This is a genomic window from Proteus genomosp. 4 str. ATCC 51469 (assembly GCF_003144375.1).
In the GTDB taxonomy this organism is placed as follows: Bacteria; Pseudomonadota; Gammaproteobacteria; order Enterobacterales; family Enterobacteriaceae; genus Proteus.
This window is the reverse complement of the sequence record NZ_PENV01000007.1, coordinates 37,307-60,282: the sequence shown is the minus strand read 5'-3', so window position 1 is coordinate 60,282 and position 22,976 is coordinate 37,307. Positions and strand designations below refer to the sequence as shown.

Here is a 22,976-nt window from a genome sequence, read left to right as displayed (position 1 = left end):
TTTTTGGGTGATATTTGAATAATATCGCCCATCTAATTTATTTCTTGTTATGAAAATTTTGCCGGTAATCTCTCGCAGTAATATTCATTTTTTTATGAAAGACAGATGAAAAATAATTACTATCTTCATAACCGCATTGTGCAGCAATATCACTAATTAATAAATCCGTTGTTCTTAATAACGTTGCAGCATGACATAAACGCAATTGTTGTAAATAACCGGTGACTGTCATTCCCGTATTTGATTTAAATAATCGGTATAATGAACGAGAGGCAACATGATGTTCCTGTGCAAATTCATTTAAAGAAAATGGCATTGATATGCTTTGATTTAGTCTTGTAATTAAAATATCAATCAAATGTACAGAACTTACCGGTGAATTATTGGGTTGATAGCGATAACGAGAAATCAGTAAGATAAATTGCAAGAAAAGTGATTCACATAAGTGAATTGAAATACTGTCCGGCTTACGACACTCTTTATCTATTTGTTCGATAATAGGAATAAATTGAGACAAACAAGAAGGCGGCAATTTCCATTGGCGCATTTCTTTTATTTCTGTTACTAAAGGAAGATATTTTGATATTTCTTTATTAAACAGAAGCTTTTCAGGCTTATACAATATATTAACTAATTTTAACTGATTAACTGAATAATAACCGTGCCTATCATTCGCGTTAATATAAAAAAAGTCACCACAAGTAATAGGGTAATCGTCCCCATTCCATGTATGAATGCCATTTCCAGAGAAAACTATAACTAATTCATTAAAATCATGATCATGAATAACAAAACTCTCTTGCGATTTTCTTTTTTCTATTGTGATCGTATTCTCATCACAAATAAAATAATTATTACTTTTTAGGGATAAAATAGTGTTATTCATGAGCACTCCCAAATACGTAAAAAAACATCATTGCTAGATAGTATTTTATGTGCAATAACGTAACGCTCTGGGTGTGACATTGTACTCATTTTTAAAACAGGTAGAGAAATAGGCACTATCATTAAAACCACAATTCAAGGCAATATCAGTAATACGTTCATCCGAAAAACGAATTTTATAATAAGCATCTGATAGCCTTAATTTCATTAGATAATTCTGAGGGGATAGCCCTAAATGATTTTTAATATGCCGATGGAGTGTTCGTAATGAAATATCGTACTTCTCAGCAAGAACAGCCCAATCAACAACTTCTAGATAATTCATATTTAACCAGCGTAATACTTGCATCATTTTTTGCTCATTACTTCCATCCGTTATAGTATTATATTTTCCTTCTTGTAACGTCACTAACAATTGAAAAAATAGACTTTCTTCTTCAGCAATGTCATTTCCTGTCACTTTACTTAATTTATCTATTATTTTTTGTGATTTTATAAAATTAGTTTTATTTAATAACCAATGTGAACCTTTATCTTTATTATTTACAGGAAGAAATTGATTAATATTATTTAAATATTTAAACTCTGATATAGAGCGATATAGAACATTCGTTAAATTCAAACCTGAAACATTATCAAATAAATGGTAATCCTCAGATTTAATATAACAAACAGTTCCTGGACATAATGTATAAGGTCGGCCATTAAGGACATGTAATCCAATACCTTGAGTAACAATAAATATTTCACTGAAATCATGAGTATGTTCAGGAAATATCGGTTGTGGCATCCTAGGCTCTACAGCTATAGGTTGATTTGGTGCTGAAAAATAATCTTCACTGTATAATTTCATTTAGCCCCCTTAGCATAATTATTATTTACTTTCTCAAATAATTCTTTTATTAAGAAATACTTTTGAAAAATCCGGTTGAAAAATAAAAATATAAAATAAAGTGGACTACTAGGTAAAATAATAAGAACAACTAATTCTAAGCAGTAAAAATAAAAATCACCTTTAACATTCAGACAAGAAGCATTTATTTTTGGCAAAAAATCAAAGAATAGCCTCATAAATTAATAAATTTGTGAAGTCACAGACAATTAATAATGTATTAAATCTTATTTTCTCACTTAATTAGTGCTCGATTTAACCGATATTCCCTCACCTGTATAGATGAGGGAAATGATAACAATGTGGCTTAAACGATTAAATAATCAGAATAAGATAACATCCAAGATAAAATTAACCGTTATTTTTTATTTCCTAAAAACTGCCCAAATTCTTCAATACTCGGATAAGAAGATTGTGTACCTTTTCCGGCAACACTTAAACCTGAAAACATCACCGCTTTATTTAATGCTTCTTCAATATTATTAGTGTGAACATAATAATGGGAAAAACAACCAATAAAAGCATCGCCTGCCCCACTGGTATCTATCGCATCAACTTCAATAGCAGGAATGTATTTTTCAATGTCACCATTCATCCATAATGCGCCCTTTTCACCTAATGTGACAATGACATTCTTAAAGCCTTTTTGTAGTAAAGAACAAGCGGCTTCGCGAATTTCATCCATTGTCGTGATTGGCATACCTGTCAAAATTTCAAGCTCTGTTTCATTCGGAACAAAAAAATCACAACGGGCAGCAATATCAAGATCTAATGCTTTTGAAGCAGGTGCGGGGTTAAATAACACAGGAATATGGTGTTTGTTACCAAACTCAATGGCGTGATAGACCGTTTCAAGTGGAATTTCTAATTGCAGTACAATTATTTTGCATTTTTTCAGACTATCGGTCGCTCTATCAATATCTTCTGGCGACAAATGCTGATTAGCACCTTTAACAATTAAAATGCTATTTGACGATTGGGAAGTCACAAAAATAGGTGCAACACCACTTGTTGTACCTGGTACTTTTTCAACATAACGTGTATTGATGCCATAAGATCCTAAATTCATGATGGTGTTATCCGCGAAAATATCATCGCCGACTTTTGTTAACATCATCACTTTTGAATTTAATTTAGCAGCAGCAACCGCTTGATTTGCTCCTTTACCACCACAACCAATTTTAAATGCTGGCGCCTCAAGGGTTTCCCCCTCTTTTGGCATCCTATCTATATAGGTGATCAAATCCACCATATTTGAACCAATCACTGCGATATCCATAGCGCCTCTTACTCTTATGTAAAATTTATAAATGTGAAAATAGTGACATTTTGATAGATGTATAACAGTATCATGTTATTTAAATATCATTTGTGATTGTTATCTCGTTAAAACAGCACTAATATGTTGCCAAACTAACATGAGTGATAAATAACAATCTTCTTATTAAGGAATATACAATGCGTCCATTAGCTAATTATATCGATCATACCCTTCTTGCTGCAGATACAACTGAAGCACAAATCAAGAAATTGTGTGCTGAAGCAGCTGAACACGGTTTCTTCTCTGTTTGTATTAACACTTCTTACATCCCTTTAGCAAGAACTTGCCTTGAAGGGAGCGATGTAAAAGTATGTTGTGTTATTGACTTCCCATTTGGTGCTGGTTTAACTGCAACAAAAGCATTTGAAGCCGCTGAAGCTATCCGCCAAGGCGCACAAGAAGTCGATATGGTTATAAACATCGGTATGTTAAAAAGCGGTCGTTTAGACTTCGTCAAACAAGATATTGAAGCTGTAAAAGCGGCTTGTGGTAACACAACACTGAAAGTTATTTTAGAAACTTGCTTATTAACTGACGACGAAGTACGTTTAGTTTGTGAAATGTGTCGTGAGATCCGCGTTGATTTTGTGAAAACATCAACAGGATACAGTACAATGGGCGCCACAGAACATCATGTTGCATTAATGCGTAAAACAGTAGGTGACGAAGTGGGCGTAAAAGCGTCTGGTGGTGTTCGCGATCGCCAAACAGCATTAAACATGATCAAAGCAGGTGCAACTCGTATCGGTGCTAGCGCAAGCGTCGCTATCGCAACAGATTCAGATGCGCCTGAATCAAACTACTAATTATTTAGCGTATATTTTCTTGGAGTACGCTATTCAATAACACAAGGATCCTTCGGTGATAGAGACCAAACAGCACGAACGTTTGCGCCGCCTCAGTGAATGTATTAAACGCTCAGGTCGCATACATCTTAAAGACGCCGCGAGGATCCTTGAAGTTTCTGAAATGACAATTAGGCGTGATCTTAGTTCTGACGCTGAAAATCCATTTCCAATGTCATTATTGGGTGGCTATATTGTTGCATTAGCCCAACCTCATTTTGGATTAGTTTCAACATCATCCGATATTATTACACCGGATCAAACAGAAGAACTTCATATACCCAATCTTGCCGCCGGTATGGTCTCTGAAGGTGATGTCCTTTTTTTCGATAACGGACAATTAATTCCGACACTAATTGAACTTATTCCTGATAATCTGCATTTCACAGGGATCTGTTATTCTCATCGTGTATTTTTGGCATTAAGCCAGAAGAAAAATGCCACCGTATTACTCTGCGGAGGTGAATATCGCCCTAAAAGTGATTCATTCTACAACCCTACCCAACCTTCTTATCTTGATAGTATTAATCCTAAGAAAGCCTTTATTTCAGCTGAAGGTGTTCATCTCGATTTTGGCGTTACCTGCTATAACATCGACGATCTTTATATGAAGAAAAAAGCGATGGATAAATCTATTCGTAAAATTTTACTCACCAAATATCACTATTTTGATGAAACAGCGACAGGCAACATGGGCGATTTAGCTCAGTTTGATGTTGTTATCACAGATAGAAAATTAACAGATGATTACGAAGATTATTGCCGAAAAAGCTCAGTAAAAGTGATTTATTAATTAAAAATAGAGTGCTAACTAAAATAGATAATAAAGAAAAGTTAGCCTTAAATTAAATAAATTATATTTATTCTCTTTTATAAAAATAAAGAAAATTCACACCACTTTTTAATTGCTAATGCAAAAAAAAGTGGTTACTATGCCCGCGATTTATTATTTCTTATCCATTTCACTTAACTGCAAGGAGGTATCCCATGACAACTACAAATATGAATACTCTTTGCGGACAATCTCAGAAGTAATCTTTTTTCCTTCTTTTTGCTGTCCGCCAATCAATTTATTTTTTATCCTTTACATTATATGGATTGGTATATGGACAAGTGTGTTCATTATTTATCTGATAGCGTTTGTTATATCGCATCGGATAATACTTGGATTGAAAGCAAAGCAATCCAACAATTAGAAACAACGGCTCAACTTCCTGATATGACTTATGTCGCAGGTATGCCAGATCTACATCCTGGTCGTGGTTATCCTATCGGCGCAGCCTTTTTTTCTGTTAATCGTTTTTATCCTGCCTTAGTCGGAAATGATATCGGCTGTGGTATGACGCTCTTTCAAACGGAATTTAAAAACAGCAAACTTAACTTAGATAAAGCAGAAAAACAGTTGAGTGAAATGAGTGATATCGCACCTTCAGAATGGTTAGAAGCTCATCTACCAACTGAAATGCAAAACCACTCTTTTGCTGGCTCTTTAGGCTCTATTGGTGGTGGTAATCATTTTGCTGAATTCCAACAAATCGACCAAGTGATCAATGAAACGCTTTTTGCTGAAAGTGGTATCAATAAAAAACAGTTATTGCTATTAGTCCACAGTGGCTCAAGAGGTTTAGGACAATCTATCTTACGTGCCCATACAGAACAGTTTGGTCATAAAGGACTGGCTGCTAACAGCGAAGATGCAAATGAATATTTGCAAGCTCACAATAAAGCACTTGATTATGCAAAGCTAAATCGCCGCCTTATTGGTGAAAGAATGATGCGCCAAATTCGTACTCAAGGTGAAGTTATTTCTGATGTTAATCATAATCTTGTAGAGCCTTGTGAGTTATATGGTCAACAAGGCTGGTTACATCGTAAAGGTGCAACACCAGCACATCACGATATGGTGGTTATTCCAGGTTCACGCGGTGACTACAGTTATATTGTTAAGCCCATTGTGTCTGAATTAAGCCTTCATTCATTACCGCATGGTGCAGGCAGAAAATGGATGCGTACCGAGTGTAAAGGCCGTTTATCACACCGTTTTACACCCTTACAACTTTCACGAACTGCATTAGGTAGCCGTATTATTTGTGCCAATAAACAACTGATTTATGAAGAAGCACCACAATCTTATAAATCAATTGAAACCGTGATTGAAAGTATGGTCAGCATTGGATTAATCGAAGTTATTGCACGTTTAAAACCTGTGATCACCTATAAAACAAGTGGGGAGATGGCGTAATGTTATTACAATTCACTTCCGCACAAGGCCCTGAAGAGTGCTGTTTAGCCGTTGAAAAAGCCTTAAATTACTTTTTGAAATCAACGATAAAACAGCAAGTGAACGTTACTGTTCTTGAAAAAGAACCTTCACGTCATGGCTTAAAATCTGCATTAGTATCTCTTGAAGGTGCTGATGCACAAGCTATCGCCCAACAGTGGACGGGTTCAGTACAATGGCAATGTGCAAGCACGTTACGACCACGGCATAAGCGTAAAAACTGGTTTATTGGTGTTGCCTGTTTTGAACAACCTGATGAAATTAGCGACACAGAAATTGTCTTTGAAACTATGCGTTCAAATGGCCCTGGTGGTCAGCATGTTAACAAAACAGAATCAGCGGTCAGAGCAACACATATTGCCACCGGTATTAGTGTAAAAGTGCAATCAGAACGTAGTCAGCACGCTAATAAAAAGCTCGCTAAGCAACTTATTGCATGGCATTTAGAAGCTTATATGATGAAGCAACACGCCTCATTAAATAGTCAGCGCCATATTGCTCATCATCAAGTGATCAGAGGTGATGCTACACTCTGTTTTAGTGGTAATGACTTTGTGCTTATAAGCAAATAATGTTATTAATCTAACAAAAGCAAAGCCACGATTTTTTTATCGTGGCTTTTTTAAGACAAACAGACCCTACAATAAGATTTTTTAATTTAAAAAATCAATAAAGCGTATAGTGAGTTTTAATAAATAAATCTTACAGTTAAGATATTTATTCTATTTAATTAATCTTATTTATTTTAATAACATCACACTTATTCAAATATAAACGTTATTAATACTGATTAATTAAATGGATGCTGGTGTATTTCTCATTTTAACGGTGAACGTCACAACAGCAGAAGCGACTAATGCAATTATCATAAACATAAATGCACTATCATAACTGCCACCACTCGCTTTAATTAAGAAGCCCATTACTGGTGCGGAAACAACACCAGCCATTTGGCCACCGAAGTTAACTATTCCCGAAGCACGGCCCATGATTTTATTTGGGATAGTATCCATTAAAATACCCCAGAACATTGCCATGGCGAAGAACATAAATAATGCTGAAATACACTGATATACAACAGCCATATCCGCACTTTCAACGGTATAAGTCATATATAAGAAACCTGCTGCAATCACTGCGGTAACCATATATAACCATTTACGCTGTGATTTACATTTATCAGAAACATAACCACCTAATAATGTCCCGCCAGCACCAAATAAGAATGGAATAGCAGCCATTACCCCGGTTTTAGCCAAAGAGAATTCACGAACAGTAATTAAATAGCTTGGTAACCAAGTTGAAAATCCCCAAAAGGTAATATCAAACAGAAACCAAATCGCGGCCATTTGCCATAATACAGGCATTTTTAACACATCTTTAAAAGGTACGGCTTCAACAGGTTTATCCGTTAATGTACCATCTGCCGCTAATTCATCGAGATCTTGCTGAGTAATACTTGGGTGATCTTTGGGATTATCACGAGTAAAAAAGTAGATACCTGCGGCAATTAATAAGCCCGGAATACCTAAGACAATAAAGACCATGTGCCAGCCAAAAGCCCCGATAATACTGGCTGCAACAATAACAGCTAATGCTGGCCCTAAAGTATTTACTGTTGATTGAATTGCAGTAGCACGACCACGCTCTTTAGATGGGAAATAAGTTGAGATCATTTTCCAAGAAGCGGATGGGAAACAGCCTTCGCCAATACCAAATAAGAATCGCACTGCTAACATTAACGGTAATGTAAACACCATCCCCGTTAAACTGGTAAATACTGACCACCAAGCGATACCAATTGCCATAATTTTACGCGCACCAAAACGGTCAGCTAAGAAACCACCCGGTATTTGGAATGCAGCATAACCGACAAAGAATGCACTGATGATTAAGCCTTGTTGAGTGGTATCAAGATTAAGATCACGCCCAATAAAAGGTAACGAAACGCTCATCACCATTCTATCTAAGAATGAAAGTAACCATGCTAACCAAATCAAAGATAAAACGGTGTAACGAGCTTTCCATGTTTTCTTCTGTTGAAGATCTGGAATAATATTTGAACTCATTTTCCTGTTCCTCAGGTAAGGGGAAACCATCACGGTTGAAAAACAACCGTGATAAACAGAGATAAGATTTAACGTTTAAGAGTGCTATTGTGTTGTTATGCTCTTAAAACATGACCGCTACAGGCGTAACTTTCGACTCCATTAATTAAAGCAATACGCCCATTGACCATCACCAAATCAATCCCTTCTGGGTATTGGTTTGGTTCAACAAACGTGCCTTTATCAATAATGGTTTCAGGATCAAACATCACAATGTCTGCCGCATACCCTTCTTTAATTAAACCTCTGTCGGTTAATCTAAGGACTTCCGCTGGTTTACCGGTCATTTTGCGGATAGCTTGTTCCCAAGTAAGGCATTTTTCTTCTCTGACGTATTTCCCTAAAACACGAGGGAAAGCACCAAATACACGGGGATGAGGTTTCCCTGCGCCCATTAATCCATCAGTACAGACGTTTTGTTCAGGACGACATAAGAATTTGATAACGTGCTCTTCTGTACCGTAAAAATCCACCATTCCTACCGCATTTTCTTCTTCATATAGCAGGTCAAAGGTTGCGTTATAGGGATCTTTACCTCTCAATTTGCCTAGCTCGACAAGGCTAAGCCCAACAGCATCTTGGTTTTTTTCTGTTTTAGAGCTAGTGACATAAATATTTTCTAATCCTGCGAAATCAATAAAGTTATCCCAACCTGGAATGCCTTTTTCGATATCTTCAATCATCTTTTTACGCAGTTCAGGAGAAGCTAAGCGTTCTAATAATTTCTCTGTACCTCCTGCGTGAACCCAAGGCGGTAAAATCACCCCAAGCATGGTACTGCCTGCCACATACGGATATTGGTCAAAAGAGATACGAATACCCTCTTTTTGGGCTTGCTCTAACATACCGAGCATTTCATCGATTAATCCCCAGTTTTTCTTACCACACACTTTCATATGAGAGATATGCAACCAAACACCCGATGCTTTAGCGATATCAATAAGCTCTTGAGTAGACTGAATAATATCGTCAGCTTCACTACGCTGGTGAACCACAAAAATACCATTGTGCTTCGCGGTAACCTTACAAAGTTCAATCATTTCTGCGGTATCGCCAAAGGCGCAAGGCATATAAATCAATCCTGTTGATAAACCAAATGCCCCAGCTTTTAATTCACGCTCTAAGATCTCGCACATTTTGGCGACATCTTCACGAGTAGAGGGATTACCCTCTAATCCCATTGCTTCCATTCTGATATTGCCATGAGGCACAAGGTAAGCGAGATTAGTTGCTGAGCCTCTAGCTTCCAACATCCCTAAGTAACCTTCAGTATTTTTAAAATGCCAATCAATACTGTCAGAATCTCCATCTAATCCTGCAATATTCTTACGCCATGCAGAAATATACTGTTCTGGCAATGGTGCTAACGCGACACCATCTTGCCCTAACAATTCCGTGGTGATCCCTTGACGGATCTTTGCCGATAATGCGGGATTAAGTAGTGCAGAAAGATCAGAGTGAGTATGCGTATCAATAAAACCAGGGCAGACTATCTTTCCAGTAGCATCAATTATTTGATCATTTGTTTTTGCATCACACTGACCGATTTTTATTATTTTGCCTTCATTAACCACGACATCAGCTTGAAATGCACTTGCCCCTGTTCCATCAATAACAGTGGCATTTTTAAATATTGTTTTCATTCTGTTATTTCTCCAAAGAGCATCTGGCTATTTCGCCAGATACTCTTCTAGTAAGGATTTATTTTAGTAAGAATTAAAGGTGATAAAGGCTGTTCATAATGCTGTAGTAACCGCTTGCTGCACCTTTTAGTTGTTCAATTTCGATATACTCATCAATGGTGTGCGCCAAATTTTCGCGAGATGGACCAAAACCAATAGTTTTAATGCCGGCTTCACCCGCGTAATGACTGCCATTAGTACAGAAAGAGTATTGTGTAACAGTAGGTTTAAAGCCCGACTCATGTAGCCCTGTTAAAACGCTTTGTACATAAGGATCACTCTCTTCTAATACCCAACCTGGGAAGAAACGTTCACCTTCAATAATGGCACCGGTGTAACATTTTTCAGTACCATAGGCATAAGAGACTTTAGCTTTAAAATCAGCATCTTGATTAGCCAGTTCGTCAATTGCTTTTTGTAATGGTGCGAGTACTTGTTCTTTAGTTTCACCTACTAACAAACGGCGATCATAAGTGGCTCGACAATATTCGGGTACAACCGAAGCACCAGGATAAGGTGAGGATTTTATATCCGTCAGTTCTAAGATCCCTTTTCCTAATATCGGATGAACTGGTGGCGTTAAGGTTCTGATCTTCTCGATCAGTTTTGCCATTTTATAAACAGAATTGATCCCCGCATCTGGATTAGCGGAGTGTGCTGGCTTACCGAAGGTTTCAACAACAATTTCGGCTCGACCTCGTTGACCTATTTTCAGGTTTAATTCTGAGGCTTCACCAATCACCACGTAATCGGGTTTATAGCGCTCTGAAACCAGTCTTGCTGCCACACCTTCAAAGCATTCTTCATGCACAATACAAGAGACATAAATACGGCCAGCAAAATTGCGCTGATTATCTTGGCCATAAAAACCAATTGCTGAAATCATTGCAGCCACGGCACCTTTCATATCACTAGTACCACGACCATAAATCTTGCCGTCTTTTATTTCTGCACCATAAGGTTTTTCTTTCCAATCATGCTCACTTACCGGTACAGTGTCGATATGACCATCAAAAATAAGGGTTTTTCCTGGGTGTTGGCCTATAATTCCACCAATAATATTGCCGTATTTATCAATATGAATATCGTCAAAATCATAGCTTTTCATCATCTCTTCTATGACTTTAACAACGTTACCTTCTTCACCTGAATAGCTTTTTTGTTGGATTAATAATTGGCAATTCTTAATAACTTCATCAAATCGGTTTGCTGATAACATACTTTTTCACTCCAAAAGACTTATTTGTTTTTTAAAATTGTTTGAAGCTAGGCAACTCACCATCCCACACGATATCGCGATAACGCTCAGGATCTGTGTCACCTTCAGTGCTGATCACAAGCACTCTTGCATTTTCATCTAATCCCAGCTCTTCTTTCACGCTTTGATAAACCGGTGATTGCATTAAAATAGAGAGCAACCCTGTTGTCACAGCGCCAGATTCACCAGAAATGATGTGCGGATCACCGGGTAAAGGGTTTCCTAAAATCCGCATTCCCCTAGTTGCGACGGCATCAGGGCAAGAGAAAAATGCCGCTGAATAATCGCGTAATAAATTCCAACCAATACTATTCGCTTCACCACAAGCAAGCCCCGCCATAACGGTTTGCAAATCTCCGCCAACAGGAATGGCATCCGCTTTTCCTGATACGGCAGATTGATATAAACAGTCGGCAATACATGCTTCTGCCACAATCACTTTCGGGGCTTGTTTGCCATAAGCAGCGGTTACCATGCCTTGCACCATACCCGCAAAAGAGCCCACGCCGGCTTGCACAAAAATATGCGTCGGTGGTACTTCATGTAATTGCGCGATAGATTCCAGCATTAAAGTGCCATAGCCTTGCATGATCCATAGAGGGATCTCTTCATAGCCATCCCATGCAGTATCTTGAACCACGATCCAGCCATATTTTTCAGCCATTTCCGCCGTCATTCTCACTGCATCGTCATAGTTCATATCAACGATTTCAGCGACTGCACCTTCTCGTAAAATGGCATCCAAACGCTCTTGTGATGATCCTTTTGGCATATAGACCACTGCTTTTTGCTTTAACTGTCTTGCCATCCAAGCAACACCACGTCCATGATTCCCGTCAGTGGTTGTCGCAAAAGTTACGCCATTTAACTTTTTCCTGATCTCATCACTGATCATTACCTCATAAGGTAATTCACTTATGTCCATTTCGAGGAAATCAGCAATATGGCGTGCCATCGCGTAAGCACCACCTAACGCTTTAAACGCCTTTAAACCAAAACGGAAAGATTCATCTTTGAGATATAATTCACCAACCCCAAAAGTTTTAGCTAATTGGGGTAAATGAAATAACGGTGTAGGTGCGTATCCTGGAATAGTTCGGTGAAAATCTAACGCTTTAGCTAACTCGTCATAATAAAAAGGGACAAGCTCAGCGGTTGGTTTTCGCGTAAATGAACTTTGGTTAATCAGGTACTGCAATTGCTCCTGCATGGAATTACCTCTTAATCACACTTTAAAATTCGCGATAACCCAATATCGCGATTAATCGGAATACATAGGGTTATTCCCTATATCGCAATATGTATGCCAACTCACTCAAAAAGCATCTACTAAAAACATAATTAATTGATTTTAAATATATTTATTGTTTTAGTGATTAAGGAGGAAAATTCCTGAGACAGAAAAGCTGTGATCTAGACGGTTTTATTTAGCTGATAAATTATCAATAATAAGAAACTGTGTGAGCTTTATACAAAATAAAAGCAACTAATTGATAAATAACAACTAAATAAAACATCAAAAATAGATGATGATAATTTATTATCAATAATGATAATTTTAAGGTAAGAATGTGATGCACTCATTACTTAGTACACTGCAAGATGAAATCAGCAAATATACTGATGCCATTGCGGGGATCACTGGCACTGATGTTGAAATTATTGATAACAATTTAATTCGTATTGCAGGTACAGGGCGTTACCGTTATATGCTTAATCAAGATGTCTCCAATAATGGGCATATTTATCGCCATGTGCTGCAAGTACAAAAGACTATTTTGATTGAAGATCCGAAAGAAAATAGCCTCTGCCAACTCTGTCAAAATCGCTTAACCTGCACTGAAGAGCTCGATCTTAATGCCCCTATTTTTCTGAATAACCAAGTTATTGGTGTAATCGGAATTATCTGTTCTAACCGAGAACAGAAAATGTTTTTGATGAAGCAGAAACAAGCTTTTATCACCTTTATCGAACAGTTTTCAGAAATGATCTCAAGCCGTATTTTTGAATGCCTTGAAAGGCTTCGTGAACAAGAGCGATTTGGCACTTTCCGAAATTTAATTGATGTGATGGATAGAGGCGTAATTGCTATTGATAGCCAAGGTAAAATTTGGCACGCCAATCTTTCTGCTTTGCGTTTTTTTGATTGTGAGCTTATTGGTCAGTCTCTTGATATCGATATGACGGGCGATATCCTTTATGGTGATGAAGAAGCGTGGCTGATATTAAACCAGCAACGCTATCACGTTCTGTGTAAAAAAATCACCTTTTCATCGGTTGATAATGACCAACTTACCATGGTTATCTTTCATGATGCTCGTGATTATATGACGCAGGTAAATACCTTTTCCGTTGATGAAAATCCCCACTCTCCTTTAATTGGCAACTCACAAAACATGCTTCACTTAAAAAGTATGTTAAGTAAAGTTGCCGTAAGTCATGCTAGTGTGCTTATCACAGGAGAAAGTGGCTCAGGTAAAGAAGTGGTTGCTTATACTATTCATCAACAAAGCCTACGCACAAAGCAGCCTTTTATTACTATTAACTGTGCGGCCATTCCTGAACAACTCTTAGAAAGCGAGCTTTTTGGTTACGTACGTGGCGCCTTTAGTGGTGCTGATCCAAAAGGACGTATTGGTAAATTTGAATTAGCTCATGGTGGTAGCCTATTTCTTGATGAAATTGGTGATATGCCTTTGCATTTACAAGCCAAACTTTTGCGTGTACTTCAAGAAAAAAGCATTACCCGTGTTGGCTCTAATAATCTAATTAATATTGATGTGCGTATTATTGCCGCCACAAACAAAGATCTGCGTGAAATGGTAAATAAAGGCCAATTTCGTGAAGATCTATTTTATCGTCTCAATGTTGTTCCGATCCATACACCAGCATTACGTGATCACAGAGAAGATATTGCAGAGCTAGCACAATTTTTTGCTGATGATCTGGCTTTAACCTATCAAAGGCCCTCCACGAAGATCCCCAACGTTGTTATTAACTACTTATATTCCTATGATTGGCCGGGTAATATTCGCGAGTTACGCAATGTGATTGAATATATGTATGTTATGCAAGGCGATACCGTCGATTTAAATCTCAGCCACCTTCCGCCTTACCTGTTAGAGGCTTCTCATGGTGATATTTTAGAAAAAGAAAATTTTAGTCGTGTCTATACCAAAACTAATCCCCCCCACGAACATCAAACTCAATCTTTAAACACACAAGAACTTCTCAAAACTAAAAGCTTAACATCAGAGTATCAAACCATTATGAGCATATTAGAAAAAACGGGAACAACATTGGAAGGAAAAAAGAAAGCGGCAGAAATCTTAGGAATAAGCATTGCCACTTTATATAGGAAAATGAAAATACGATAAAAAGTATTTAAGATGAAATTTTAAATATTTTTAATTTAATCAAAAGATTTAAATAAAAATGAAAGCTTTAATAAGAATTATTTCTACTAATTATTCTATCTAGATTATTAGAAACTCTTCTTTTAATGACTATCTTTTATAAAGTATTGTCATCATGATATTTTAATATTAATGCTATTTGTAACAAAATATATTTTCCATAAAGTAAATTTAAACTATCTCTCTTTCTTCCTTACATCACATAAAAAATCAACCATATGAAAAATAAGAATAAATAATTTTATTTTTATTATCTTATTAATGTTTTTTCTAAATTACATAAGAAAACTTTGTAACACTGTACATGAGACATAATTAAATAAACTACATAGAATCCACCTGTACAAAAATTGAAGTTATTTTCTACATCTAGAATTAGTATTAATTATAAAAAGCAAAGTAATAAGAGTTGATTGTGAATTTTATGATTAATACTAAAAGCTATTTTATCTAAGGTTATATTTCTATTAGAACCATCTTTTTGAATTGCTTATATCTACTGGTGCTTTTAGTTAACTTATGAGCAATAAGGGCAAACTAATCTTAGAGTAAATAGCACTTAATATGACTTATTAAACACTATTTATATCAATCACTAGAGGTCAATAATGCCTATTTTAACAAAAAAACTACTTCCAATGGCTTTCGTTATCTCAGCAATAACGGCAAGTGCAACAGTTTCTGCTGAAGAGCAAACAGGACAAATTTCTTTTACTGGTTTAATTTACGCATCAACTTGCACCATTGATATTAATGGCACTGGTTCTGACGGTAACGTCAATATGGGGCGCTATGCTACCAGTGAATTTGACGGTGCCGGTAGCGAAGTGGGCGGAACTGGCGGTAATGGTCAATTAGATATCTCTTTAATTAACTGTCCACCTCAAGGTAAAGTTAAATTAAAACTAGAGGGTAAAACAGATAGTAGTTCTAATCGAATTTTAGCATTAGATAATCCTAATGATCCTAACACCGCAAAAAATGTCGGTATTCATATTTATGATCATGATGATTTAGATGATCCTTACTATATTAATCTTACTGAAGAATATGAAATTAAAGATAATGGCGATCTTAAATCTAAAACATTATCTTTTATTGCCAAATATGTCAGCACAGATAATGACGTTGAAGCTGGTCGTGCTGATGCAACATTAAATTATACTTTGACTTATCAATAATAAATAAATGCAGGTTAATTATTATATTAGCCTGCCTCAATTAAAGAGGTGCTTATCAATGATATTAAAAAAAACGCTGTTAGGATTAGGCTTAATATTTAGTTCAATCACATCTAGCTTTGCTGGATTTGGTTTAGAAACAACACGAGTTGTTTACAATGAAAGTAATAATAATGAAGGATTTGTTGCATTTAATAGCGATAAGAATACTAATTATTTATTACAATCTTGGGTCGAAGATCTTAATGGAAAACTTACACAAGATTTTGTTATTACACCACCATTAATTAAATTAATGGCTCAACAAAAAAACACATTACAAGTTACTAAAAATACCACCTTACCTAATGATATTGAATCTATGTATTGGATCAATGTTAAATTTGTCGCACCAAGTAATGAGAACTTAGAGAATGTACTTCGCTATTCTATGACTAATAGAATTAAATTAATCTACAGACCTCAATCTCTTAAAAATGCAAATATTAATAAAGAAATCAAAGCATTAAATTGGAATATTAAAAATGAAAACCTCGTAGTATCCAATAAATCACCTTATTTTATTAATATTGGAAAGCTAATAATCGATGGTAAAGAGATTGAAAACACACCTAGTTTTCTTTTACCAAAATCAGAAACAACAATTAATGTAGGTAAAACACTTTCGAACAATAAGAAAATAGAATTATTTTATATCGATGATTTTGGAAAAAGCCTTCCAGTGGAATTCTCATTATAATAAGAGATATTATTCAATATGAAAAAGACAATGGATAATTATTTAAATAAATCGCCACTCAATTTATTTATTGTTGGCGTTTTATTCGCTTCTTTTAATACATCTGCAAACGATTATTATCCTGCTAATCTATTAAATATTGAAGGAAGTACACAGCAAGTTACCAATGAAGATCTTAATGTCTTTAGAGAAAACAGTATTGCTCCCGATCGTTATACCGTAACACTTTTTGTGAATGAAAATCGCGTATTAACTCGTGATTTTGATTTTATTCTCATGGAAGATGAGAATGGTAATAAAATATTAGCACCTCGTCTTTCCGCTGAAGAATGGTATAACGCGGGTATTGATCTCCCTCATGATGTGATTAATAAAAACAAAAATAATGATTTTATTAATCTCAACGATATTAACAATGCCAGTGGCTATCTTGATTTAAATAGAAAAAAATATATTTTAACAATACCACAGTTATATGTTAACGAAGACAGATTAAAAGAAAATGAAATAAAGAATTGGGATTCAGGTATTCCTGCATTATTAGTTAACTATGCCTTATCTTCATTCAATAGCCGTAGTCATGGTAATACAACAGACAGTTATTATGGCAATATTCAAACCCAAGTTAACTTAGGGCCTTGGCGCTTTAATAACTATTCAACCTGGACAAAGAATGAGAATGGCGATAAAAAATGGAATACGCTAAGTAATGTGATTTCTAGAGCAATCACCAGTATTAATAGTGAATTAATGATTGGTGATCTTTATTCTTCTTCACAACTGTTTGATTCAGTAAAATTTAGAGGTATTAAATTAGTTACTGATAGATTAATGACACCGACACAAAATAGAACTTATGCACCGAGTGTTTCTGGTATTGCCAATTCAGAATCTATAGTTACTATTACCCAAAATGGCCAAGTTATTTATAAACGCAGTGTACCTGCGGGGCCTTTTAATATCACTGATTATTATCCGATGAACAGTGGTGGAGATTTACATGTTAGCGTTACTGAAGCTGATGGTTCTGAGAAAAATTTCATAGTCCCCTTTTCTTCTATTGCCAATCTTGAACGAAAAGGCGAAATAAAATATAGCTTTTCGACTGGTAAATATGACGGTAACAATAGCGGTGATGGTGCTTATGTTGTCCAAACCGAAGCTTTCTATGGTTTAACCGATTATGTTACCCTTTATGGTGGTGTACTTATTGGTGAAAAATATCAATCTGTTGGTGTCGGTACAGGCGTAAATTTAGGTAGCTATGGTGCAATCACGACCGATTTACTCTACGCCCAATCTTCCACTAATCATGGCAATGATGCATTACATGGTAATGCCGTTAGAGTAAATTATTCTAAAAATATATCAGTTACAGATACAACGCTTTCGTTAGTCGGCTATCGTCATTTCGATGCCAACTTTCTTAATTTTACCCAAGCAATGGAACACAAGGACACAAAATATAATCCCAATAATGGATTAAAAAATGAATATACATTCTCCATTAATCAGCCTTTATTTTCTAATAGCGCTTCAATTAATTTAAACTCTGTTATTTATAAGTATGTCGATGGTAAAACTGTTCGCTCTTATAATGCAGGTATTAATAGCTCTATAAATAAAGTTAACTATAGCGTTTATTACACTTATTACGATGGCAGTCGCTATAACGATAAAAATAAAAACAGTCATGATTTAAGTATGAATGTTAGTATTCCATTTTCATGGAATGAAAACTACATTTGGGCTAATTACGGTATTTCGACTAATAATGATAACCAAGTCTTACAAACTGCACGTCTAAGCGGAACCTATGGTGACAAAAACCAAGCCAATTGGGATGTTTACCAAGGATATGGCAATAAAGGTGTTAATTATAGTGGTGGTTTAAATGGCTCTTATAAAGCACAAAATGCTGTCGTTAATGCAGGGTATTCATACACAGAAGATAAACAAAATATTAATTACGGCATTAGTGGAGCATTAGTCGCAACACAATATGGCGCGGTATTTACGCCCTCATTACAACAGACAAACGCATTAATATTGACCAAGGATACCTCTGGTGTAGAAGTGGTTAATGGCCAATCCATCAAAACAAACAATAGTGGATTAGCGGTTGTTTCCGGCATGTCTCCTTATCAAAAAAACAGCATTAGCGTGAATACTAATTCGATCCCGAGTAACACTGAAATTTCAAATAATATTATTAGTAATATTATTCCGACCAAGGGCGCATTAGTGTTAGCTGACTTTGATGCTAAAAAAGGATTTAAATTCCTACTGACATTACAAACACCGGATAAAAGTACCATTCCAATGGGCGCTAAAGCCGTGATTGATAATGATGATACACAATTAGTAGCAAGCTTCCATCAACTCTATTTTGTTGCCAATAAACCACAAGGCAACATTCAAGTTTCATGGACTATTCACGGTGAGCAGAAAACCTGTCACGCAACTTATGACATTAATAATAAAGCGCCAGTTAATGGTTTATATATTTTAGATACTGAGTGTAAATAAGGAAATAAAATGACTAATTTAAAAAATAAGATGAATAAATTATTATTTCTAATTTTTATTCTTAGTTTATCTTCTCTCTCATTTTACAGCCATGCGGCACCAGATTGTGTTAATAACGGCGGTATTAAACACGGCACAATGGATGCCAGAGGTGGCACAATTGAACTAAAAGGAATGGTCAAAAAAAATCAAGAGGTGGCGCGTTTTACATTTAAACGTGATGGCTCTGATGTTGCTGTTGCGGATTGCCCAGATGGTGCTGAGTTTTATGCTTATGCAACATATAGCGAGGCAAGTGGTGTAATGCCAACATATTATGGAGATATTGATGGTAGGCCCGCATATTATGTTGTACGCAATGGCCCTACAGTAGGCTTAGACGATTATGCTTATGTTCTAATCGAAAACCAATCTGGTCTTGCATTTAGAAGCCAACCTGGACAAGAAATCCCAGTTAATGCACCTAAACTTAATACCAGAGACGCCACAGTAATTGTTTACTCTACTAAAGATAATCCTAAATCACACCGTTTTACAACTCAATATATTGGCTCTATATTAATTAATCGGTTTAATTCAGGTGGTGGCACAACAGCGGTTGGTTTTAGTTATCGTCTATCGGTAAATATTATTAGTGCACCAACATCTTGTAGTGCAGAAAATACTAATCTTGAAATGAATTTGCCTAAAATGCCTATTACCGCATTTTCTGACATCGGTTTTCCTCGCGATAATCAGTATGTAGAAGATCATCTCAGAATAAACTGTACAGGTAACAGCTCTGCTAAAATTAAACTGATGGCACACAACACCACCAGTTATGATAGACAAAAAACGATTATCAAACCCGATAATGAAGGTGATAGGAATAATGCCAAAGGCATAGGCTTTGTGGTTTCATCCCCTTTAAATGATAATACGGTATTAATTAATAATCAGTTTGTAAAACTGACTGATTTAACCAGTGGGATCAATAGTGTTCCATTAAAAGCTGAATATTATCGTTATGGTGATGAGATAAAACCCGGTAAACTTAGTGCCTCTGCAAACTTTGTATTAGAGTTTAATTAAAAAGTCTTTGATAATTAAATAACCCACTATCTTTAAACAAAAAAAAACGCTATTAAATTTAATAGCGTTTTTTTAATAAATAAGAAAGAATTAAGGATAAGCAGCTATTAATACGGCTGTACCACTATAATTACCTCCACTAGCATTTGTTCCTTTTAAAATACTTTCTATTTGGATCTGCTTATATTGTCCAACTCTAGAAGTAAATTTTTGTCCTCGATTACCTGTCTCAGCATCAATCATTTGAATTTTGCTATAGATAGTTCTATTTGTACCATCGACTTTTAAAGGTAAACGTTGTTGAGGATCACCATCTTTGGTATAAAATAGTTCAAATTCAACAGGGGTTGGAATAACGTGATCACAAGAGAAATTAATTGGTCTAACAATTCGGCTTTCATACTTTTCAGCATTTAATACACCGTGATTAATAATTAAGTTTCCTCCAACATCTGTTTGACATTCTGCTGAAGAAATAATGGTACCACCAATTAATCTCATTGGCGCAGTAACTTGATCAATAGACATAAACCCTGGTAATAATCTTCTAGTGTCATTTATATCTTTTAAATTACCAAACGCCCTCGTATATCCAGCAAAATCGATAGATGGAATAACTGTTACTCCATCTATATTTTTCTTTTTAATATAAACATCTATTTCAATAGGAAGATGTTTATAAAAATCCCTCATTGGTCTATCTTTTTCTGTAGGTTTATCACAATACGGCCCTGAAGATTGAACCCAATCATAATCCATATTCAACGAGACTTTTACTGTAATAAAAGTATTATAACTTAGTTGATATGTTTTCATACCATTAATAGTAAATGGAGCTTGTGGTACATACATAAAAACACGGTGAAATGGTTTATAACTACCTGTTTTAGCATTTGGAAGATTAATAGAAACTACACCACCATCACATTTAACTGTACCTACTTTTGTAACACCATTACCATCCTTTTTATTCTCAGGTATTAAAAAGGTTTGCCCCACTTTATAAAAATAAGTCCCATTGGAGGCAATAGTTGGATTTTTAGATATTGATGCCCTTTGACTTAGGTCAACATTATAACCATATGAAGGAGATAAAGAACGAGCCGCATATACATACCCATCCGCTGAATAGCTAGATTTCGAAAAAATACAAAGCATTAAAAGTAAAGTAAAATTTATTGAGTTATATTTTCTTATAATATGTAAATAATATTTCATACCATTCCCCTAATTATAATCAACTAATAACGAAACATTAGCTGTAAAAGGTCCCATTTTAAGCTGTGTGCCAGATCGATTTGATACTAACTGAGTGCTTAGTGATATTTTCCCTGAATTACTGCTACTAAGAATTGGTGTAATACGTTCATAACGCTGAACATTAATTTTACGTTTACCACTGGTAATATCAGAAAATTCAATCCCTAATTGATCTGTTGTTGTGGCTAATACATCAATACCATTGTAAGAAAAATAACCATTATCTTTAGGAGAAAGATATAAATTCATCATTTTATTTAAGTTACAATCTTTAATTAATACATCAAAGGTTTTTGGTGGTGTTTTTACTATTGCGTTAACATCCACATTTTGAAAATCAATAAATAGCTCTTTGGCTCCTTTAGCATCCGTCACTGTACATGCAGGATTAATTAGTGTCGCATTAACTGTAATATGGATTTCAGCTGATGAAATAGGTACATATAATAAGCCAATAGTTAGCGCTAGTATTATTTTTTTCATTATCGCCTCCTATTGATAATCAATATTAAATGTAATGGTCGATGAAAATGCACCTTCTTTTAAATCCCCTGTAACAGGTGGACGTGCATAAACCTTAAAATTCAATAAATTTTGCTCATTTTGACCTGTCACTAAAACACGAGCCATATCAATTTTTTCATTAAATTTAATGACTGTATCATTGTTATCCAGTAGACCTAATAAAACATTAGAGCCACCTTCTGTTTTTAAATAGCTAGTACCTTTATCTGTTACAAGAGTATTACTATTTAATTTTATTGAAATTGTTTTATTTAAATCACTCACATAACAATCAACAATCGGTATAGAAAAATCGACAGGTTGAGAACGTCCGTATTCATAAAGATATTTACTACTAATTTTATTAAGCTGAACCTCTAAGTTATAAGGTGATTCAGGGAGCTTACATCCTGTAGAAACTAGATTTCCCATAAAAGAAATATCTAATGAACCACCTGCATAGCTATAAGTGGAGAGGCTACATAATGGCAATAGTAGATAAATCAATTTATTCATAATATATCTCCATCAGATAGCTATGAGCACCTAATTCTCGCGCTTCAAATTGCAATGCATTTCTACCATTTTGTAATGAAAATTTATGCTTTGATAAAACACGATCATACTCAATAAAAGATAAATTAATCGGTGTCGGTGCCGTCATATTTTTAACAGTCTGTGGAGAAAAAGAATTACCCATACCACATTCAGATAAATTCGCTGTAATTAAAAAAGCGTCATAACTTAGAAATTTATTTTTTGGACGATAACTTTTTATTTTGTAGTCAATAAAATCACAAGGCGAACTGACAAGATTAGCAGTGACATAAATATAACCACTGCTTTTATTATTATATGCGCTTTCTATCGTCTCAGTAGAATTTAATAAAGGTTTTGTTTCAATAGTAATTATTTTGGCATAGGCATAACTCCCAGATAATAAAATTATCATAGATAAACAGCTATTTTTTAGATAACGAAATTTCTGGGAATTCATATTCTAT

General features: G+C 35.3%; 20 protein-coding genes. 9 read left to right on the top strand and 11 right to left on the bottom strand.

Features of this window, described 5'->3' with window-relative positions:
- Positions 1–37: 37 nt before the first annotated feature.
- The 3 genes from DK866_RS08670 to rbsK form a co-directional block, all read right to left on the bottom strand.
- On the bottom strand, positions 38–886 hold the full coding sequence (locus tag DK866_RS08670) for a helix-turn-helix domain-containing protein (protein WP_109408570.1): 849 nt from the start codon (positions 884–886) through the stop codon (positions 38–40).
- A gap of 45 nt (positions 887–931) precedes the next feature.
- Positions 932–1,738 (bottom strand): HTH-type transcriptional activator RhaS, encoded by an 807-nt coding sequence (gene rhaS / locus DK866_RS08665; RefSeq protein ID WP_109408569.1) that lies wholly within the window; start codon positions 1,736–1,738, stop codon positions 932–934.
- A gap of 397 nt (positions 1,739–2,135) precedes the next feature.
- A complete protein-coding gene (gene rbsK / locus DK866_RS08660) occupies positions 2,136–3,056 on the bottom strand; it encodes a ribokinase (RefSeq protein WP_109408568.1) in 921 nt (306 codons plus the stop codon).
- A 179-nt stretch (positions 3,057–3,235) separates the two neighbouring features.
- Between rbsK and deoC the strand changes: the two genes are divergently transcribed.
- The 4 genes from deoC to prfH all read left to right on the top strand — a co-directional run bounded on the left by deoC (position 3,236) and on the right by prfH (position 6,796).
- Positions 3,236–3,904: a deoxyribose-phosphate aldolase gene (deoC, locus tag DK866_RS08655; protein WP_072069516.1), complete on the top strand. Its 669-nt coding sequence runs from the start codon at positions 3,236–3,238 to the stop codon at positions 3,902–3,904.
- A gap of 55 nt (positions 3,905–3,959) precedes the next feature.
- Positions 3,960–4,736 carry a DeoR family transcriptional regulator gene (locus tag DK866_RS08650; RefSeq protein ID WP_109408567.1) on the top strand — a complete coding sequence of 259 codons (777 nt, stop codon included), beginning with the start codon at positions 3,960–3,962 and terminating at the stop codon, positions 4,734–4,736.
- 312 nt (positions 4,737–5,048) lie between these two features.
- A complete protein-coding gene (locus tag DK866_RS08645) occupies positions 5,049–6,185 on the top strand; it encodes an RNA ligase RtcB family protein (RefSeq protein ID WP_109408566.1) in 1,137 nt (378 codons plus the stop codon).
- Positions 6,185–6,796 carry a peptide chain release factor H gene (prfH, locus tag DK866_RS08640; RefSeq protein ID WP_109408565.1) on the top strand — a complete coding sequence of 204 codons (612 nt, stop codon included), beginning with the start codon at positions 6,185–6,187 and terminating at the stop codon, positions 6,794–6,796. Before DK866_RS08645 ends, prfH begins: the two co-directional genes overlap by 1 nt.
- A gap of 222 nt (positions 6,797–7,018) precedes the next feature.
- Here the strand turns inward: prfH and DK866_RS08635 are convergent, their stop codons facing one another.
- The 4 genes from DK866_RS08635 to dpaL all read right to left on the bottom strand — a co-directional run bounded on the left by DK866_RS08635 (position 7,019) and on the right by dpaL (position 12,482).
- Complete coding sequence (locus tag DK866_RS08635; protein WP_109408564.1) at positions 7,019–8,293, bottom strand: MFS transporter; 1,275 nt, start codon at positions 8,291–8,293, stop codon at positions 7,019–7,021.
- Between the two features lie 95 nt (positions 8,294–8,388).
- Positions 8,389–9,975, bottom strand: a complete 1,587-nt coding sequence (locus DK866_RS08630) for an N-acyl-D-amino-acid deacylase family protein (protein ID WP_109408563.1) — start codon at positions 9,973–9,975, stop codon at positions 8,389–8,391.
- A 73-nt stretch (positions 9,976–10,048) separates the two neighbouring features.
- Positions 10,049–11,233 carry a YgeY family selenium metabolism-linked hydrolase gene (locus DK866_RS08625; protein ID WP_109408562.1) on the bottom strand — a complete coding sequence of 395 codons (1,185 nt, stop codon included), beginning with the start codon at positions 11,231–11,233 and terminating at the stop codon, positions 10,049–10,051.
- A 31-nt stretch (positions 11,234–11,264) separates the two neighbouring features.
- Positions 11,265–12,482, bottom strand: a complete 1,218-nt coding sequence (gene dpaL, locus DK866_RS08620) for a diaminopropionate ammonia-lyase (RefSeq protein ID WP_109408561.1) — start codon at positions 12,480–12,482, stop codon at positions 11,265–11,267.
- Between the two features lie 364 nt (positions 12,483–12,846).
- Here dpaL and DK866_RS08615 point away from each other — a divergent pair, with 364 nt between their 5' ends.
- The 5 genes from DK866_RS08615 (at position 12,847) to DK866_RS08595 (ending at position 20,208) form a co-directional block, all read left to right on the top strand.
- Positions 12,847–14,649 carry a sigma-54 interaction domain-containing protein gene (locus tag DK866_RS08615; RefSeq protein WP_109408560.1) on the top strand — a complete coding sequence of 601 codons (1,803 nt, stop codon included), beginning with the start codon at positions 12,847–12,849 and terminating at the stop codon, positions 14,647–14,649.
- A gap of 647 nt (positions 14,650–15,296) precedes the next feature.
- Positions 15,297–15,869 carry a fimbrial protein gene (locus DK866_RS08610; RefSeq protein WP_109408559.1) on the top strand — a complete coding sequence of 191 codons (573 nt, stop codon included), beginning with the start codon at positions 15,297–15,299 and terminating at the stop codon, positions 15,867–15,869.
- A gap of 58 nt (positions 15,870–15,927) precedes the next feature.
- Positions 15,928–16,608, top strand: coding sequence for a fimbrial biogenesis chaperone (locus tag DK866_RS08605; RefSeq protein WP_109408558.1), 681 nt, complete (start codon positions 15,928–15,930; stop codon positions 16,606–16,608).
- Between the two features lie 18 nt (positions 16,609–16,626).
- The gene (locus DK866_RS08600) at positions 16,627–19,137 is read left to right on the top strand and encodes a fimbria/pilus outer membrane usher protein (protein WP_244179676.1); all 2,511 of its coding nucleotides are present in this window, start codon (positions 16,627–16,629) and stop codon (positions 19,135–19,137) included.
- Between the two features lie 9 nt (positions 19,138–19,146).
- Entirely contained in the window at positions 19,147–20,208 is a 1,062-nt protein-coding gene (locus DK866_RS08595; RefSeq protein ID WP_244179675.1) for a fimbrial protein, read from the top strand.
- A 90-nt stretch (positions 20,209–20,298) separates the two neighbouring features.
- On the opposite strand, the gene DK866_RS08590 is transcribed toward DK866_RS08595, so the two are convergent.
- From DK866_RS08590 to DK866_RS08575, 4 genes are read right to left on the bottom strand one after another with little or no spacing between them, the layout of a single operon-like run.
- Entirely contained in the window at positions 20,299–21,426 is a 1,128-nt protein-coding gene (locus DK866_RS08590; protein WP_109408556.1) for a hypothetical protein, read from the bottom strand.
- 9 nt (positions 21,427–21,435) lie between these two features.
- A complete protein-coding gene (locus DK866_RS08585; RefSeq protein WP_109408555.1) occupies positions 21,436–21,951 on the bottom strand; it encodes a fimbrial protein in 516 nt (171 codons plus the stop codon).
- 9 nt (positions 21,952–21,960) lie between these two features.
- Complete coding sequence (locus DK866_RS08580) at positions 21,961–22,488, bottom strand: fimbrial protein (protein ID WP_109408554.1); 528 nt, start codon at positions 22,486–22,488, stop codon at positions 21,961–21,963.
- On the bottom strand, positions 22,481–22,969 hold the full coding sequence (locus tag DK866_RS08575; protein WP_109408553.1) for a hypothetical protein: 489 nt from the start codon (positions 22,967–22,969) through the stop codon (positions 22,481–22,483). Before DK866_RS08575 ends, DK866_RS08580 begins: the two co-directional genes overlap by 8 nt.
- Positions 22,970–22,976: the final 7 nt, after the last annotated feature.

What these genes read in the sequence shown, in the direction of transcription:
- DK866_RS08670 (WP_109408570.1), bottom strand. Translation starts at nt 886, where the DNA reads ATGAATAACACTATTTTATCCCTAAAAAGTAATAATTATTTTATTTGT.
- rhaS (WP_109408569.1), bottom strand. Translation starts at nt 1,738, where the DNA reads ATGAAATTATACAGTGAAGATTATTTTTCAGCACCAAATCAACCTATA.
- rbsK (WP_109408568.1), bottom strand. Translation starts at nt 3,056, where the DNA reads ATGGATATCGCAGTGATTGGTTCAAATATGGTGGATTTGATCACCTAT.
- deoC (WP_072069516.1), top strand. Translation starts at nt 3,236, where the DNA reads ATGCGTCCATTAGCTAATTATATCGATCATACCCTTCTTGCTGCAGAT.
- DK866_RS08645 (WP_109408566.1), top strand. Translation starts at nt 5,049, where the DNA reads ATGGACAAGTGTGTTCATTATTTATCTGATAGCGTTTGTTATATCGCA.
- prfH (WP_109408565.1), top strand. Translation starts at nt 6,185, where the DNA reads ATGTTATTACAATTCACTTCCGCACAAGGCCCTGAAGAGTGCTGTTTA.
- DK866_RS08635 (WP_109408564.1), bottom strand. Translation starts at nt 8,293, where the DNA reads ATGAGTTCAAATATTATTCCAGATCTTCAACAGAAGAAAACATGGAAA.
- DK866_RS08630 (WP_109408563.1), bottom strand. Translation starts at nt 9,975, where the DNA reads ATGAAAACAATATTTAAAAATGCCACTGTTATTGATGGAACAGGGGCA.
- DK866_RS08625 (WP_109408562.1), bottom strand. Translation starts at nt 11,233, where the DNA reads ATGTTATCAGCAAACCGATTTGATGAAGTTATTAAGAATTGCCAATTA.
- dpaL (WP_109408561.1), bottom strand. Translation starts at nt 12,482, where the DNA reads ATGCAGGAGCAATTGCAGTACCTGATTAACCAAAGTTCATTTACGCGA.
- DK866_RS08615 (WP_109408560.1), top strand. Translation starts at nt 12,847, where the DNA reads ATGCACTCATTACTTAGTACACTGCAAGATGAAATCAGCAAATATACT.
- DK866_RS08610 (WP_109408559.1), top strand. Translation starts at nt 15,297, where the DNA reads ATGCCTATTTTAACAAAAAAACTACTTCCAATGGCTTTCGTTATCTCA.
- DK866_RS08605 (WP_109408558.1), top strand. Translation starts at nt 15,928, where the DNA reads ATGATATTAAAAAAAACGCTGTTAGGATTAGGCTTAATATTTAGTTCA.
- DK866_RS08600 (WP_244179676.1), top strand. Translation starts at nt 16,627, where the DNA reads ATGAAAAAGACAATGGATAATTATTTAAATAAATCGCCACTCAATTTA.
- DK866_RS08595 (WP_244179675.1), top strand. Translation starts at nt 19,147, where the DNA reads ATGACTAATTTAAAAAATAAGATGAATAAATTATTATTTCTAATTTTT.
- DK866_RS08590 (WP_109408556.1), bottom strand. Translation starts at nt 21,426, where the DNA reads ATGAAATATTATTTACATATTATAAGAAAATATAACTCAATAAATTTT.
- DK866_RS08585 (WP_109408555.1), bottom strand. Translation starts at nt 21,951, where the DNA reads ATGAAAAAAATAATACTAGCGCTAACTATTGGCTTATTATATGTACCT.
- DK866_RS08580 (WP_109408554.1), bottom strand. Translation starts at nt 22,488, where the DNA reads ATGAATAAATTGATTTATCTACTATTGCCATTATGTAGCCTCTCCACT.
- DK866_RS08575 (WP_109408553.1), bottom strand. Translation starts at nt 22,969, where the DNA reads ATGAATTCCCAGAAATTTCGTTATCTAAAAAATAGCTGTTTATCTATG.